Source organism: Pseudomonas rubra (assembly GCF_028656935.1).
GTDB classification, from domain to species: Bacteria; Pseudomonadota; Gammaproteobacteria; order Pseudomonadales; family Pseudomonadaceae; genus Aquipseudomonas; species Aquipseudomonas rubra.
This window is the reverse complement of the sequence record NZ_JAMDGZ010000052.1, coordinates 92,396-107,629: the sequence shown is the minus strand read 5'-3', so window position 1 is coordinate 107,629 and position 15,234 is coordinate 92,396. Positions and strand designations below refer to the sequence as shown.

The 15,234-nt window shown below is 61.1% G+C and carries 17 protein-coding genes; 7 read left to right on the top strand and 10 right to left on the bottom strand.

Features of this window, described 5'->3' with window-relative positions:
• Positions 1-13: 13 nt before the first annotated feature.
• A complete protein-coding gene (locus M5G17_RS22560) occupies positions 14-334 on the bottom strand; it encodes a cupredoxin domain-containing protein (protein ID WP_130264382.1) in 321 nt (106 codons plus the stop codon).
• Between the two features lies 1 nt (position 335).
• A complete protein-coding gene (locus M5G17_RS22555) occupies positions 336-866 on the bottom strand; it encodes an iron transporter (protein WP_273895104.1) in 531 nt (176 codons plus the stop codon).
• Between the two features lie 172 nt (positions 867-1,038).
• On the opposite strand from M5G17_RS22555, the gene M5G17_RS22550 reads away from it, so the two are divergent.
• On the top strand, positions 1,039-1,245 hold the full coding sequence (locus M5G17_RS22550) for a DUF3079 domain-containing protein (protein WP_273895103.1): 207 nt from the start codon (positions 1,039-1,041) through the stop codon (positions 1,243-1,245).
• Between the two features lie 7 nt (positions 1,246-1,252).
• Here the strand turns inward: M5G17_RS22550 and M5G17_RS22545 are convergent, their stop codons facing one another.
• From M5G17_RS22545 to M5G17_RS22520, 6 genes are all read right to left on the bottom strand, one after another.
• Positions 1,253-1,501: a hypothetical protein gene (locus M5G17_RS22545; protein WP_273895102.1), complete on the bottom strand. Its 249-nt coding sequence runs from the start codon at positions 1,499-1,501 to the stop codon at positions 1,253-1,255.
• A gap of 82 nt (positions 1,502-1,583) precedes the next feature.
• The gene (locus tag M5G17_RS22540; protein WP_273895101.1) at positions 1,584-2,627 is read right to left on the bottom strand and encodes an LLM class flavin-dependent oxidoreductase; all 1,044 of its coding nucleotides are present in this window, start codon (positions 2,625-2,627) and stop codon (positions 1,584-1,586) included.
• A gap of 69 nt (positions 2,628-2,696) precedes the next feature.
• On the bottom strand, positions 2,697-3,182 hold the full coding sequence (locus M5G17_RS22535; RefSeq protein ID WP_273895100.1) for a flavin reductase family protein: 486 nt from the start codon (positions 3,180-3,182) through the stop codon (positions 2,697-2,699).
• A gap of 323 nt (positions 3,183-3,505) precedes the next feature.
• Positions 3,506-4,027, bottom strand: coding sequence for a lactoylglutathione lyase (gloA, locus tag M5G17_RS22530; RefSeq protein WP_273895099.1), 522 nt, complete (start codon positions 4,025-4,027; stop codon positions 3,506-3,508).
• Between the two features lie 217 nt (positions 4,028-4,244).
• Entirely contained in the window at positions 4,245-4,604 is a 360-nt protein-coding gene (locus M5G17_RS22525) for a histone-like nucleoid-structuring protein, MvaT/MvaU family (protein ID WP_273895098.1), read from the bottom strand.
• Between the two features lie 274 nt (positions 4,605-4,878).
• Complete coding sequence (locus M5G17_RS22520) at positions 4,879-5,127, bottom strand: hypothetical protein (RefSeq protein ID WP_273895130.1); 249 nt, start codon at positions 5,125-5,127, stop codon at positions 4,879-4,881.
• Here M5G17_RS22520 and M5G17_RS22515 point away from each other — a divergent pair.
• Both M5G17_RS22515 and cobF read left to right on the top strand, forming a co-directional pair.
• Positions 5,023-6,258 carry an OprD family porin gene (locus tag M5G17_RS22515; protein WP_273895097.1) on the top strand — a complete coding sequence of 412 codons (1,236 nt, stop codon included), beginning with the start codon at positions 5,023-5,025 and terminating at the stop codon, positions 6,256-6,258. The genes M5G17_RS22520 and M5G17_RS22515 overlap by 105 nt on opposite strands.
• A 72-nt stretch (positions 6,259-6,330) precedes the next feature.
• Positions 6,331-7,080, top strand: a complete 750-nt coding sequence (gene cobF, locus M5G17_RS22510; protein ID WP_273895096.1) for a precorrin-6A synthase (deacetylating) — start codon at positions 6,331-6,333, stop codon at positions 7,078-7,080.
• Here the strand turns inward: cobF and M5G17_RS22505 are convergent.
• Both M5G17_RS22505 and M5G17_RS22500 read right to left on the bottom strand, forming a co-directional pair.
• On the bottom strand, positions 7,046-8,365 hold the full coding sequence (locus M5G17_RS22505) for a glycosyltransferase (RefSeq protein ID WP_273895095.1): 1,320 nt from the start codon (positions 8,363-8,365) through the stop codon (positions 7,046-7,048). The two genes, cobF and M5G17_RS22505, sit on opposite strands and share 35 nt — an antisense overlap.
• Before the next feature lie 79 nt (positions 8,366-8,444).
• Positions 8,445-8,810, bottom strand: a complete 366-nt coding sequence (locus M5G17_RS22500; protein WP_273895094.1) for a response regulator — start codon at positions 8,808-8,810, stop codon at positions 8,445-8,447.
• A 293-nt stretch (positions 8,811-9,103) separates the two neighbouring features.
• On the opposite strand from M5G17_RS22500, the gene M5G17_RS22495 reads away from it, so the two are divergent.
• The 4 genes from M5G17_RS22495 to M5G17_RS22480 are packed head-to-tail and all read left to right on the top strand — an operon-like array spanning position 9,104 to position 15,205.
• Positions 9,104-12,595 (top strand): response regulator, encoded by a 3,492-nt coding sequence (locus tag M5G17_RS22495; protein ID WP_273895093.1) that lies wholly within the window; start codon positions 9,104-9,106, stop codon positions 12,593-12,595.
• Positions 12,592-13,413: a CheR family methyltransferase gene (locus tag M5G17_RS22490; protein ID WP_273895092.1), complete on the top strand. Its 822-nt coding sequence runs from the start codon at positions 12,592-12,594 to the stop codon at positions 13,411-13,413. The genes M5G17_RS22495 and M5G17_RS22490 overlap by 4 nt, the downstream gene beginning before the upstream one ends.
• Positions 13,410-13,985, top strand: a complete 576-nt coding sequence (locus M5G17_RS22485) for a chemotaxis protein CheB (protein WP_273895091.1) — start codon at positions 13,410-13,412, stop codon at positions 13,983-13,985. Before M5G17_RS22490 ends, M5G17_RS22485 begins: the two co-directional genes overlap by 4 nt.
• The gene (locus tag M5G17_RS22480; protein ID WP_273895090.1) at positions 13,979-15,205 is read left to right on the top strand and encodes a hybrid sensor histidine kinase/response regulator; all 1,227 of its coding nucleotides are present in this window, start codon (positions 13,979-13,981) and stop codon (positions 15,203-15,205) included. Before M5G17_RS22485 ends, M5G17_RS22480 begins: the two co-directional genes overlap by 7 nt.
• The last annotated feature ends 29 nt before the right edge of the window (positions 15,206-15,234 follow it).

The window sequence follows — 15,234 nt, the reverse complement described above, 5'->3', positions numbered from 1 at the left end:
CCTCCTGCACAGGTTATTTCGCGAGGATGCCGCCTTCGGGCAACTGTGGATTGAATTCATCGAAGAACGGATAGTGGCCGGGGCGCAGCGGGTGGATGACGACGAAGCTGGTTACCCCTGGTGACAGCACTTTCTCGACCCGCAGCGGCGTGCTTTCGAACTCCGCCGGGCCTTCGCCCAGGTTTTTCAGGACGATCTTGAAGCGCTGCCCGGCCGGCACTTCCAGCAGGGCGGGGGTAAAGTGGCCGTCGCGCAGGATCAGCTCGAAGCTTGGCAGCGGCGCGGCGCTCAAAGGCAGGGCTGCCCAGGCGAGCAACAGGGCCAGGGCCTTCATGTCAGTAACCGCCTTTCTTGCCGATCCCGGCATAGACGAACTCGTAGTGCAGTTCGCAGCGCTCGAACCAGGGCGCGACTCCGGTTTCCTTGTCGGTATGCCGGCCCAGCGAGCCGTGGCCCGCCGGTGGCAACAGGGTGAAGGTCAGTTGGTACTTGCCCGGGCCCTGAAGTTTGACGTTGTCGCCATAATGCGGCCCGTCGTTGGCGACCATGGCATGAAAGTCACCGCTGATGGGCGTGTCGCTCCCTTGCTTGTGCAAGCTGAAGGCGACGTTGAGGTAGGGCACGAAGCTGCCTTCCTGGAAACCCTGACGGTTGTTCTCGGTGGCGCGGACGTCGGCTTCCAGATGGATGTCGGAGTCGGCGGTGGCGCGCATCATGCCCGCCGGGGCCATTTCGATCGGCTGCAGGTACACCGCGCTGACTTCCAGGCCCGGGCACGACTGCGGTTCGCCGATGGGGTATTCCTTGGCATGGGCCAGGGGGCTGATCAGGAGCAACAGCAGAGGGAGCGAGAGGGCGCTACGCATGATGACTTCCAGGACTGGGCAGGGGAGCCCGAGTCTAGGAAGCTTCTGTGCGAACAATAATGATTATTATCAATTTTAGGGCCGATCAATACCGGCCTTGATGTGAGTCAAGGATCGCGACGCAACGGCGCAGTAGCGTTGAAGCTCGCCCATTGCCTGCCTGAGGCATTTCATGGCCAAGCCCTTTCCCAACAACCCCAAGCACCCCGAGCGTATCTGCTGGGGTTGCGACCGCTATTGCGCAGCCAACGCCCTGGCGTGCGGCAACGGCGCCGACCGCACCATGCACCCGGCGGAGATGTTCGGCGACGACTGGAATGAGCAAGGGGAGTACGGGCTGGCATTGCCGCAGGAGCAGCCCGCACCCACCCCGCGCTAAGCGCACGTCAGAACAAATGCTGGCGTTTGTCCAACTGCTGGTCGACCAGCCATTTGCCATGGGCCAGCGCCGCGTGCTGGGCATTCTCAAGATCCGCCAGATAGGCCATCTTCACCGGTAGTAACAGGCGCCGGCTGGTGTGGCCTTCTGGGTCGGTGATCAGGCATCCGGCGTTGAACGGTGTGGGGATGCCCGGGTGGGTTTCGACGCTGGCGGTGATGGTGTGGTTGCGATGCACGCATTGAAGGGTTTTCATCGTCCTGACCTCGCTGCTGTGGTACCCGATCCAGTATGCCCGTACAACGGCCCGGCTAGATCCGGGCCGACGAACGTGAGTTTCAGCGGAACGCCGGCACCACCTCGTTGATGAACAATTCCAGGGACTTCTTCTTCTCGGCATGGGGCAGGCTGTTGTCGCACCAGAAGCTGAACTCGTCGACCCCCAGTTCCTGGTAATAGCGGATGCGCGCGATGATTTCTGCCGGGGTGCCGATCATGGTGTTCTTGCGAATGTTGTCCAGTTCGAACTCCGCGCGCTCCTTGAACTTCTCTTCGGGGCTCGGCGCCAGGAAGCCGTTATCCGGCACCTGTTTGTTGCCGAACCAGGCGTCGAAGGTGCGGTAAAAGCGCGAGATGGCCTGGGCGCCGATTTTCCAGCCTTCGCGGTCTTCGGCGGCATGCACGTGGGTATGGCGCAGCACCATCAGTTGCGGGCGCGGAACCTCGGGGTTGTTGGCCAGGGCGGCTTCGAACTTGTTCGTAAGCTCCAGGACCTCTTCATCGCCTTTCATCAGCGGGGTGACCATGACGTTGCAGCCATTTTTGACCGCAAAGTTGTGCGAGTCCGGGTCGCGGGCGGCGATCCACATCGGCGGCACGGGTTGCTGGATCGGCTTGGGTACACAGGTGGAGGTGGGAAATTTCCAGATATCGCCGTCGTGGGCGTAGTCGCCTTGCCACAGGGCGCGGATCACCGGGACCATCTCTCGCAGCGCCTGGCCGCCTTCGGAGGCCGGCATGCCGCCGGCCATGCGGTCGAATTCGAACTGGTAGGCGCCACGAGCCAGGCCTACTTCCATGCGCCCGTTGCTGATGACATCGAGCAGGGCGCATTCCCCGGCCACCCGCAGCGGGTGCCAGAACGGTGCAATGATGGTCCCGGCGCCCAGGTGGATAGTCGTAGTGCGCGCTGCCAGGTACGCCAGCAGCGGCATCGGGCTGGGCGAGATGGTGTATTCCATGGCGTGGTGTTCGCCGATCCATACGGTGCTGAAACCGCCGTCTTCGGCCATCAGGGTCAGTTCGGTCAGGTCTTCGAACAGCTGGCGGTGGCTGACCTGTTCATCCCAACGTTCCATGTGTACGAACAACGAAAATTTCATGGCGCATTCCTCGGATCTTGTTATAGGTCGCCTGGCGGATCAGGCGGCTTGTTGGAAGCGTGGTGCGGCTCAGGCAAAGGCCGGCAGTTCGGCCATCTTGCCGCGGCAGTAGACCAGCGGGCTGGGGGCCTGCTCGGGGACGATGAGGTTCTTCACTGCGCCGACCATGATCGCGTGGTCGCCACCTTCGTACTCGCGCCACAGTTCGCATTCGATGATCGCCGTGGCGTTGGCCAGCAAGGGATTGCCCAGCGCGCTCAGGGTCCAGTCGATGCCGTGCGCCTTGTCCTTGCCCTTGCGCGCAAAGGCATAGGCCTCGGCTTGTTGGGCGCCGGAAAGCAGGTGGATGGCGAAGCGCTTGTTGCGAATGAGCACCGGGTAGGAGTCGGAACTGTAGTTGGGGCAGAACAGCACCAGCGGTGGGTCCATGGATAAGGAGTTGAAGGCACTGGCGGTCAGGCCGACGACCTGGCCATCGTCGTCCAGGGTGGTGATGACGGTGACGCCGGAGGGGAAGGAGCCCAGGACGTTCTTGTAGACGGTTGCGTCGATCATGGCGTGGTCCTCGGAAGACAGCGGTGGTCCGCGTTTTTTGTTAGGTGTGTCTGATGGTATACCGTAATACCTAATATGCAAGAGGAATTTTTGCCGTGAGCAGCCCTCGGCGATAGGGCGGCGCGCCGATAAATTCAGGGTTTGAGCGGATGCAGGAGGGGGGGGGACGCAGATCCCTTGTGGGAGCCGGCGTTGCCGGCGATGAGGCCGGTACAGCCTGAAGGTGTTTGCCGCAAGGCTTGTTGCGCTCTTGAGAGCCGGCTCCCACATTTGTTGCAACGTGCCATGGCCTGGGGGAGCGGCGTTGTCAGGTTGATGCTGAATCAGAACTCGGTTGGCTGGATGATCTCGACCCAGTAGTCATCCGGGTCCTTGATGAACGCCAGGTGCTTCATGCGGCCATCGCTCAGGCGCTTCTGAAAGGTGACGCCCAGTTGCTCGAAGCGCTCGCAGGCGGCGCGGATGTCCGGCACCGAGATGCAGATATGGCCGAAACCACGTGGGTCGGTGTTGCCGTTGTGGTAGGCAAAGTCGGCGTCGTTCTCGCTGCCGTGGTTGTGGGTCAGCTCGAGGATCCCGGGGATCGATTTCATCCACTCGGTGCGCTTGGCCGCGTCAGCCGGGATCTGAGCCTTGTCGACCAGGGCGAGGAAGTACAGGCTGAACTCGGCTTCCGGGAAGTCGCGCTTCTCGACCAGGCTGAAGCCCAGCACGCGGGTGTAGAAGTCCAGGGACTTGGTAACGTCCTTGACCCGCAGCATGGTGTGGTTGAAAACGAAGTTGTGGGTCGCGGCATCCGGTTGCGCGGTGACACCCGGCAGGGTGTCGAGAGGGTTCTGGCTCATGGGCTCTCCGCAATTGGGCTGGCAACAGTAAAGCCAGCAAAAAAAGTCAGGGCGTCATGATACGGAACTGAAGCGATTGCGCAAACGATTTGCGCCCCGCCTTTGGGGGGCGGGGCGCAAGAAATTAGAAGCCCGCCGAAGCGGGCGTATGGGGCGCTAGTCCGTTAGCAGCCTTCATCCTGATCCAGCCGATGTGAAAAAAGTGTGAAGGCCGTTTTCACTGACGCAACCAGCTGTCGACTGTCTTGGCACCATACTGCTCTTTCCAGGCTTTGAGGCCACGGTGGTTGCCGCCTTTGGTTTCGATCAGCTCGCCGGTGTGCGGGTTTTCATACACTTTGACCACCCGCGCACGGCGCTGTTTTGGCGCGCTGAGTGGGCCTTTGGGCGAGGCTTTGGGGTCGAGAATGGCGATAACATCGCGCAGGCTCTTGTTGTAGTGCTTCATCAGGTCGACAAGTTTTTTCTCGAACTCGATTTCCCGTTTCAGGCCGGCGTCCTTTTTCAGCGCCTCCAATTGCGCCATTTGTTCCTGAAGGGCCTTTTCGGCAGCGCGGAACTCTGCAAGTCTGGACACTGTCATCACTCCTTTAAGTCTGCAGTGGCCCGGCATGCGTAAAATTGAGTAACAAACTGAATAACGCAGCCGCCACCGGGTTGGGCACAACATCGCACTAAAAAGAGTGTAGTGGTGCTCGCGCGGCGGGTAAACATTAAACTTTTATATTACCAGGTGTGGAACTTTCTTAATTAGCCTTACACCCACGCTAAGGAACTATTCGAGGAGGCCCCAGATGCCTTAGACCATGGTCCAATGGCCCATTCCAGAGCGCTTGCGAGATGATTAACGGTCAACGTCGACTGCCATCGACGCTGGGAGCGTTGTCGGTGCAGGGACCTGCGCCGGTTGTTTTTTGCCTTTCTTTCGGATGTTGCTTCTCATGTTTGCCCCATACCCTCTCGCGCCCGGGCGCAGCCTTGTTGGCCTGCTCGCGATGTTTGCTGCCGTCTCGACAGAGGCTGCCGGTTTTCTCGAAGACAGCAGCGCCAAAATCGAAGCCCGCAATGTTTACTTCAATCGCGACTTTCGTGATGGTCATACCAATTCTGCTCAAGGGGCATCAAAGCGCGAAGAATGGGCACAAGGCTTTATTCTCAATGTTCAGTCAGGCTATACCGAAGGCGCTGTAGGTTTTGGTGTGGATGCAGTGGGCATGCTCGGGATCAAACTCGACTCCAGCCCAGCCGACAGCAACAGTGGTTTGCTGCCTTCCAGTGGGCAAGACCCGCGTCGATCTGAAGACCAGTACGCGAAGATGGGCGTGGCCGGTAAAATGCGCTACTCGCAGACTGTGCTCAAGGTCGGCTCAATGATGCCCGACATGCCGTTGCTCAAATACAACGACGGGCGTTTGCTGCCAACGATGTTCCATGGGGCGATGCTGACGTCGCAAGAAATCAGCAACCTGAAGTTCACCGCCGCGCGCTTGGACAAGTACACCGCGCGGGACTCTACCGACCGCCAGGACATTCGCGTTCATTGCAAGAACAAGCGCTATGCCTGCGGTACCACTGCCGACCATTTCGATATAGCCGGGGTCGATTACAGGTTCAATGATCGCCTGAGTGCGCAGTACCAGGTAGCCAAACTTGAAAACATCTACCGCCAGCACTTTCTTGGCCTGGTGGCCAGCCAGCCGTTGAGTATCGGCAGCCTGTCGGCGGATCTGCGCCTGATCAAGAGTGATGACATCGGCCGTGCCCGCGCCGGCGATATCGATCACCGGGCCTTGAGCGGCATGCTCGGCTACAGCCTGGGTGGTCACAAGCTCAGCGCCGGCTGGCAGCGCATGTATGGCGAGAACGCCATGCCGTACCTCGATGGCAGCAACCCGTACCTGGTCAACTATGCCCAGGTCAACGATTTTGCCGCAGCCCAGGAGCGCTCCTGGCAGCTGCGCTATGACTATGACTTCAAGGCCATGGGCGTGCCCGGCCTGAGCTTCTTGACCCGCTACATCAACGGTGACCATATCAAGGTCCCGGGCAGCCTGGCCGAGGGCAAGGAGTGGGAGCGCGACAGCGAGCTCAAGTACCAGGTCCAGAGTGGCACCTTCAAGGATGTCAGCGTACGCCTGCGTAACTCCACCTATCGCAGCAACTATGAGAAGTACGCCCGTGACATGGATGAAACCCGGGTGATCGTCAGCTACAACTTCTCGATCTTCTAAACCGCCGTACGTTGCCATTGTGCTTCGGCCAGCCGACTATAGGGGCTGGCCGAGCCATGGAAGCGACTTGTAATGAAACAACTGCTGTTGATTGGAATCGGGCCGGGCAATCCGCGCCAGATAACCCTTGAAGCTATCGACGGGCTCAACCGTGCCCAGGTGTTCTTCGTGCTCGACAAGGGCGCAATCAAGGATGAGTTGCTGCAACTGCGCAAGAACATTCTTGAACGTTACATCGACTCGCCTGGCTATCGCCTGGTGCAGGTCGAGGATCCGTTGCGTGATGGCGCTGCCAGTGATTACGTGGGCGCCGTTCAGGACTGGCACCAGCAACGCGCGGCGTTATACGCCGAGCTGATCCAAAATGAACTGGCTGACGGCGAATGTGGTGCTTTCCTGCTGTGGGGCGAGCCAACGCTGTACGACAGTACCCTGCGGATTCTTGAGCTGGTGCAGGCGATGGGCGTCGCGCTGCAGCTTGAGGTGATCCCCGGCATCAGCAGCGTCCAGGCCCTGGCCGCTGCGCACCGCATCCCCTTGAACCGTATCGGCGAGCCGCTGACCGTGCTACCCGGGCGCCGCCTGGGCGAACAACCGCGCATCGACAACCTGGTGGTCATGCTCGATGGCCAGTGCGCCTTTGCCGCGCTGGATGACCCGCAGTTGCATATCTACTGGGGCGCCTACCTGGGCACTGCCGATCAGCTCCTGATTACCGGGCCACTGCAGGCGGTCAAGGCGCAGATCCTCGCCACCCGTGAGCAGGCGCGGGCGCGCAAGGGCTGGATCATGGACACTTATCTGCTGCGTCGGCCGCTGTAGCCAGGCGGTTCTTGGCCTCGATCCACTGGGACATGTACTGGGTGCTTTTGTGCTGGTGGTGACGCAGCATGGCACCGGTGAAGTTGAACAGCCGGTGCTGGTCGAGGTCGGCCAGGGCGTACTCGATGCGTTCGACCAGGGCACTGGCGTGCTGGCGCCGGTCGTAGCGTGCGCCGAGCACGCGCCGTGCGTCCTGTTGCGCCTGATTCCAGCGTGCTTCGTCGCTGTACAGGCTGGCGGCGGCCTCGGCCAGACCCTCGGCGGTCTGGGCGATGGCGCCGGGCCAGGGCAGGGCGCCATGCATGGCTTCGGCGCCGATCGGCGTGGTCACGCTGGGCGTGCCGCATTGCATGGCGTCGGTGAGTTTGCCCTTGATCCCGGCGCCAAAACGCAGCGGTGCCAGGCAGATGCGCGCGCTGCTCATGACCTCAAGGGCATCTTCGGCCCAGTTCATGATGTGAAAGCCCTCGGCGGGTTTGTGCAGTGCCGTAGCCTTGGGCGGGGTGTAAGCACCGTAGATATGCAGCTGCGCCTGCGGCAGGCGCCGGCGGATCATCGGCCACAGGCTGTTCTTCATCCACAGCACCGCGTCCCAGTTGGGGGCGTGGCGGAAGTTGCCGATGCTGAGGAAATGCGCGCGCTCAGCGAACGGCTTGAACGGCTCGCTGGGCGCGTCGAGCATCAGTGGGCACCAGTGCAGCAGGTGTTCGGGCACACCGAAGCCGTTAAGCAGCAGGTCGATCTCGACGTCGGAGATCATCAGGCTCAGGTCACTGCGGTAGATGGCCGCAAGTTCGCGCAGCGTCAGCTCGGCACTGGCCATCTGCCGATAGAGGTCGGGGCCGGAGGTGGCGAACAGGGCGCGAAAATCGTTGGGGTCCAGGCCTTCGATCAAACGCCGGCGCAACAGTTGCTGACGGGCATCGCGCAGGCTTTGCAGATCGGAGGTTTCCAGCACGCGCAGGGCATTGGGGCAGTGTTTTTCCACGCGCCAGCCGAATTGCTCCTCCATCATGAAACGGTCGAACAGCACCACATCCGGGGCCAGCTCGCTGACGAAACGGTCGAAACTGCTGTCGTTGAGGGTAATGGCCTGCTCGGCGATGCCCAGGCTGGCCAGGTCCGCTTTGTGCTCCCCGACGCTGGCCGGGCTGCTGAAGGTGATGCGCCAACCCCGCTGCACGAAGCTTTCAAGGATCTGCATCATGTGCGAGCCAGCGGCCGATGAGCGTGGCTCGGGCCAGACGTAGCCAATGACCAGGACATTGAGGGCGGTGGCGGGCATGGGGATCGGGGACCTTGGCAAAAGCGCGTATTAAAGCAGATTCTATGCAGCCCTGGGCATAGCCCAACCCCTCTCTGAATTAATCTGCTCGAAGAATTCCCTGCACCTTGTCGCGCAGCTGGTCGATGCTGAACGGCTTGGGGATCTGGTACATGCCTGGCGGTAGGTCCAGGCTCTCGTTATAGCCGCTGGCAAACAGCACCGGCAGTTCCGGGCGCAGATCCCGGGCCTTTGCTGCCAGGTCCTTGCCGTTCATGTCCGGCAAGCCGACGTCGGTCATCATCAAGGCCAGGGGTTGTTGCGGGTTTTGCAAAATAGTCAGCGCCTTTTGCGCATCGGCAGCCTCCAGCACCTCGTAGTCCAACTCTTGCAGCACCTCGACTATCAGCATGCGCACGATGTCGTCATCTTCGACGACGAGCAGGGGCGGGGATGTCCGGGGCATGGCGGTATTCCTGTACAAGGGTCTGTTCATTATCTGTAAGCCACAGGCCACCCGAAGTTCCCTCGGTGCTGAAAACGCCCTGCGGTAGATCAGCATAGCGGCTGATGAAAAAGCAGGGAACGTTTGCCCAGGGTGCCTCTCAAATGCTGGCTAAATGCCCTGCCATATTTGCCAAAGGCGTTTAGACTCGGAGTAGCAAAGGCTGGCAGAATGGCCTTTGTTGCGGAAATAGAGCGATTGCTCAAAATTGCGCCACACTCTTTCGTTTGCATCCTTTGCTTGGGCGTCTTGAGATGATTCAACCAGCCTCAATCGATCAGCGTAGCTTCCGTAAACTGCTGGCCCGCAACGTCGGTCTGCCTTTGGCGGTCGGACTGCTCAGTGCCGTGGTGTTCATCACCATCATCAATTACCTGCTGTCGGCCATCCAGTGGGTCGAGCACACCGACCGGGTCATCAACAACGCCAACGAGACGATCAAGCTGTCGATCGACATGGAAACTGGCATGCGCGGTTTCCTGCTCACTGGCGACGAACGTTTCCTTGACCCATACGAAGTGGCCAAGTCGCGGGTGGGCGCCGGTATCCAGGGCCTGGAGCAGATGGTGGCCGACAACCCGCAGCAAGTCGAGCGCCTGGCGCGGGCGCAAAGCCTGCAGGATGAGTGGAACGCCTTCGCCAGTGCGATGATCAGCCTGCGCCGTGACAATGGCAATTATCGCGAGGCCATTGGCTCGGGGCGCGGCAAGCGCATAACCGATGAGATCCGCAAGGAATTCGATGCCTTCATCGCCATGGAGCATCAGTTGCGGGTGGCGCGCAACGAATCGGTCAACACCACCACGGTGGTGTCGATCAGCGCCTACCTGGTGTTTGTCATCCTGTTCAGCGGCTTGCTGGCCTACCTGGGGCGCCGGGACTTGCTGGCTTTGTCCGGCAGTTATGCTGCCAGCCTTGACGACCAGCAGCGTGCCAACCGGCGCCTGGAGCGCCAGGCCTGGCTGCGTACCGGGCAGACCGAGCTGGCCGGCCGGGTGCTCGGGCAACTGACCCTGCCGCTGCTGGGCAATAACATCCTGCGGTTTTTTGCCGGCTACCTGGGCAGCGCGGTAGGCGCGATGTATGTCCGTGACGAGCATGGCAACCTGCGCCGGGTGGCGACTTACGGCTTGTCCGGCGAGCAGGCGGCTCAGGAACAGGTCATCGCCAGCCATGAAGGTATTCTTGGCCAGGCGGTCATGCAGGAGCGCCTGTTCCGCCTGGATGAACTGCCCAACGATTACTTCAAGGTCAGCAGCGGCCTGGGCGAAGGCTTGCCACGCAGCGTGCTGGTGATGCCGACCAGCAACGACGGGCAGGTCAACGGTGTGCTGGAGCTGGGCTTCTTGCGCAGCCTGGATGAACGCGACATCGAGTTCCTTGAGCTTGTGGCTGGCAACATGGGCACCTCGATCGAGAGCGCCCGCTACCGCCAACGTCTGCAGGAAGTCCTGGCCGAAACCCAGCAGCTCAACGAAGAGCTGCAGGTGCAACAGGAAGAACTCAAAACCGCCAACGAAGAGCTCGAAGAACAGTCGCGGGTCCTCAAGGAATCCCAGGCCCACCTGGAAACCCAGCAGGCCGAACTTGAGCAGACCAACGAGCAACTGGCCGAGCGCACCGAAGCGCTGGCCGATCAGCGCGATGCCCTGGACCACAAGAACAGTGAGCTGAACCAGGTCCAGGTCGCGCTGCAGGAACGTGCTGAAGAGTTGCAGCGCTCGAGCAAGTACAAGTCCGAGTTCCTCGCCAACATGTCGCACGAGCTGCGCACGCCACTCAACAGCTCGCTGATCCTGGCCAAGCTGCTGGCCGAGAACGCCGAAGAGAACCTTTCCGACGAGCAGGTCAAGTTTGCCGAGTCGATCTACTCGGCGGGCAATGACCTGCTGAACCTGATCAACGATATTCTCGACATTGCCAAGGTCGAAGCCGGCAAGCTTGAAGTCCGCCCGGAAACCACCCATGTGGCACGTCTGGCCGAAGGCCTGCGCACGCTGTTTGAGCCCTTGGCCGGCGAGAAGCAACTGAGCTTCAACATAGTGGTCGAGCCGCAGGCGCCGCCCACCCTGTACACCGATCGCCAGCGCCTGGAGCAGATCCTCAAGAACCTGCTGTCCAACGCGGTGAAGTTCACCGAGCGCGGCGAGGTCAGCCTGAGCGTAGGCTGGCAGGCCGGCAGTGGCATCATTTTTTCGGTGTGTGACAGCGGCATCGGCATTGCCGCCGACCAGCAGCAGAGTATTTTCGAAGCCTTCCACCAGGCCGATGGCACCACCAACCGCCGCTATGGCGGCACAGGTCTGGGCTTGTCGATCTCGCGTGACCTGGCGCAGTTGCTCGGTGGCCAGATCAGCGTCGACAGCAGCCTGGGCAACGGCAGCGTGTTCAGCCTGATCCTGCCGGAGCGCTATGAGCCGATTATCGACCAGGGCCGGGCGGTGATCATTCATCAGCCTGCGCGAGTCGCCGCCACGCCCATCGTGCCGGAAATTGCCCCAGAAGCGTTGCCACGCCAGGCGCCAAGCTTTGCCGACGACCGCGACCAGGCCCCGTTCAGCAATCGCTGCATCCTGGTGATCGAAGACGAGCCGAACTTTGCCCGGATCCTGTTCGACCTTGCCCATGAGCTGGGCTACAGCTGCCTGGTCGCCCAGGCCGCCGACGAGGGCTTTGAACTGGCCGCAAGCTTCATCCCCGACGCGGTGCTGCTGGACATGCGCCTGCCCGATCATTCCGGGCTGACAGTACTGCAGCGCCTCAAGGAGCAGGCCAGCACCCGGCACATCCCGGTGCATGTGATCTCGGTCGAGGACCGGGTCGAGGCGGCGCTGCACATGGGCGCCATTGGCTATGCGGTGAAGCCTGCGACGCGTGAAGAGCTCAAGCAGGTGTTTGCTCGCCTTGAAGCCAAGCTTACGCAGAAACTCAAGCATATCCTGCTGGTCGAGGACGACGACCTGCAACGCGAAAGCATTGCCCGCTTGATCGGTGACGAGGACATCGAGATCACCGCCGTGGGCATGGCCCAGCAGGCCCTGGAGCTGCTGCGCGAGAACATCTACGACTGCATGATCATCGACCTCAAGCTGCCGGACATGCTTGGCAACGAGCTGCTCAAGCGCATGTCCGACGATGACATCCGCGCGTTCCCACCGGTGATCGTCTATACCGGGCGCAACCTGACCCGTGAGGAAGAAGCCGATCTGCTCAAGTACTCGCGTTCGATCATCATCAAAGGCGCGCGCTCGCCTGAGCGCCTGCTCGATGAAGTGACGCTGTTTCTGCACAAAGTCGAATCCAAGCTGTCCCATGAACGCCAGCGCATGCTCAAGACCGCCCGCAGCCGCGACAAGGTCTTTGAAGGCCGCAAGCTGCTGCTGGTGGATGACGATGTACGCAATATCTTTGCCTTGACCAGCGCCCTGGAGCACAAGGGCGCGATTGTCGAGATCGGGCGCAATGGCCGCGAAGCCATCGAGCGCCTGGAGCAGCACGAAGACATCGACCTGGTGCTGATGGACGTGATGATGCCGGAGATGGACGGCTATGAAGCCACCCGGCTGATCCGCAAGGACCCGCGCTGGCGCAAGCTTCCGATCATCGCCGTCACTGCCAAGGCGATGAAGGACGATCAGGAGCGTTGCCTGCAAGCCGGGGCCAATGATTATCTGGCCAAGCCCATCGACCTGGATCGTCTGTTCTCGCTGATCCGTGTCTGGCTGCCGCAACTGGAGCGAATTTGACTATCGAACGCAACACAGACATTGAAATCCGGCTGTTGATCGAAGCGATCTACCTCAAGTACAGCTATGACTTTCGCGACTACTCCGGCGCCTCGATCAAGCGCCGGATCCAGCACGCTTTGCGCCAGTTCGAGCTCAAGACGGTGTCTGCGCTGCAGGAGCGGGTGTTGCATGACCCGGGCATGTTCATGCAGTTGTTGCAGTTCCTGACCATTCCGGTCAGCGAGATGTTCCGCGACCCCGAGCACTTTCTGGCATTGCGCCGGGAAGTGGTGCCGCTGCTGCGCACCTGGCCGTCGATCAAGATCTGGATCGCCGGCTGCAGCACCGGCGAGGAGGTCTATTCAATGGCCATCCTGTTGCGTGAAGAGGGCTTGCTCGAGCGCACCATCATCTATGCCACCGACATCAACCCCAGCTCCCTGGAAAAGGCCAAACAGGGCATCTACAGCATGCACAACATGCACCTGTACGCCGAGAACTACCGCAAGGCCGGCGGGCGCGGCGAGCTCAGCGACTACTACACCTCGGCCTATGGCAATGCCATGGTTGACGGCAGCCTGCGCGACAACGTGACCTTCGCCGACCATAGCCTGGCCACCGACAGTGTGTTTTCCGAAACCCAGCTGATCTCGTGCCGCAATGTGCTGATCTACTTCAACAAGACCTTGCAGGACCGCGCTTTCGGCCTGTTCCACGAGTCCTTGTGCCATCGCGGCTTCCTGGTCCTGGGCAGCAAGGAGACCCTGGATTTCTCCGCCTACTCCGGCACCTTCCAGGCACTGGCAAAGCCTGAACGGATCTACCGCAAATCATGAACGCGGTCCGCGTGATTGTCCTTGGCGCCTCGGCCGGAGGCGTGCATGCCATGCTGACGGTGCTGCATGCCTTGCCGCCGGTGTTCGATATCCCGCTGCTGTGTGTGCTGCATTTGCCCGACAATCGCCACAGTCATCTGGCCGAGGTGCTCAGGCGCAGGCTCAAGCGCCCGGTGCGCGAAGCTTGCGACAAGGAAGACATTGGCGCGGGCATCATCTATGTGGCCGGGCCGGGCTATCACCTGTCGGTGGAGCGTGATTTCAGCCTGTCGTTGAGCCAGGAAGAACCTGTGCATTTTTCCCGGCCTTCGATCGATATTCTCTTCGAGTCGGCGGCCGACGCCTATGGCCCGGGCCTGCTCGGCGTGCTCCTGACCGGTGGCAACGAAGACGGCGCCCGCGGCCTGGCACGGATCAAACAGCAAGGCGGGCAGACCATCGTCCAGGACCCCGGTGAGGCGCAAGTGGCAACCATGCCGCGCGCGGCGCTGGCCTTGCACCAGCCTGACCACATACTCCCTTTGAATGGCATCGGGCAATTGCTCGCCAGCCTGGAAGCCCCTGAATGCTAAGGCACATACAAGCAAAGTTGCTGATTGTCGACGACCTGCCGGAGAACCTGCTGGCGCTCGAGGCGTTGATCAAGGGCGGAGACCGCGAGGTGTACCAGGCCCAGTCTGCCGACCAGGCCCTGGCGCTGTTGCTCGAACACGAGTTCGCCCTGGCCATTCTCGATGTGCAGATGCCCGGTATGAACGGCTTCGAGCTGGCCGAGTTGATGCGTGGCACCGAGAAAACCAAGAATATCCCCATCGTTTTTGTCAGCGCCGCCGGGCGCGAGATGAACTACGCCTTCAAGGGCTATGAAAGCGGCGCGGTGGACTTTTTGCACAAGCCGCTGGATAACCTGGCGGTGAAAAGCAAGGTGACGGTGTTTGTCGACCTGTTCCGCCAGCGCAAGGCCCTCGGCGAGCAACTGGAGGCTCTGGAGCGTAGCCGCGAAGAGCAAGAGCTGCTACTGGCGCAGTTACAGGTCACGCGCGGCGAGCTTGAGCATGCGGTGCGTATGCGTGACGACTTCATGTCGATCGTTTCCCATGAGGTGCGAACACCGCTGAACGGTCTGATCCTCGAAACCCAGCTGCGCAAGCTGCACCTGGCCAAGGACAACGCCGCAGCCTTTACCCTGGACAAGATGCGCGCCATGGTCGAGCGCGACGAGCGGCAGATCAACAGCCTGATCCGCCTGATCGAGGACATGCTCGACGTGTCACGGATTCGCACCGGCAAGCTGTCGATCCGCCCCAGCGCGTTCGACCTGGGCCAACTGGTTGGCAGCCTGGTGGAGAACTTCCAGGCACAGGCCGCTGCCGTCCAGGTGCCTATCGATTTTGACGCAGGTGGGCCCTTGAACGGGGTGTGGGATGAGTTCCGGATCGAACAGGTGGTTGCCAACCTGCTGACCAATGCCTTGCGCTACGGGGCAAAAAGCCCGGTTCAGGTGCGAACCTTCGAGCACGCCGGCATGGCCTGTGTCGAGGTGTGTGACCACGGCATCGGCATCAGCGAGCACAACCAGCAACGGATCTTCCAGCAGTTCGAGCGGGTCGCCTCCAGCCAGGGCAGCGCCGGGCTGGGCCTGGGCCTGTACATTTGCGAACAGATTGTCCTGGCCCATGGCGGCCACATCGGTGTGCACAGCATCGAAGGCGAGGGTGCGACTTTCACCGTGCGCCTGCCGCTGACCGGGGTGCTGCGAGAAAGTGACCGGGAGCAGGCAACCTCTGCCTGAGGTCGGGGTCGTATGCCCAGACAATCAAG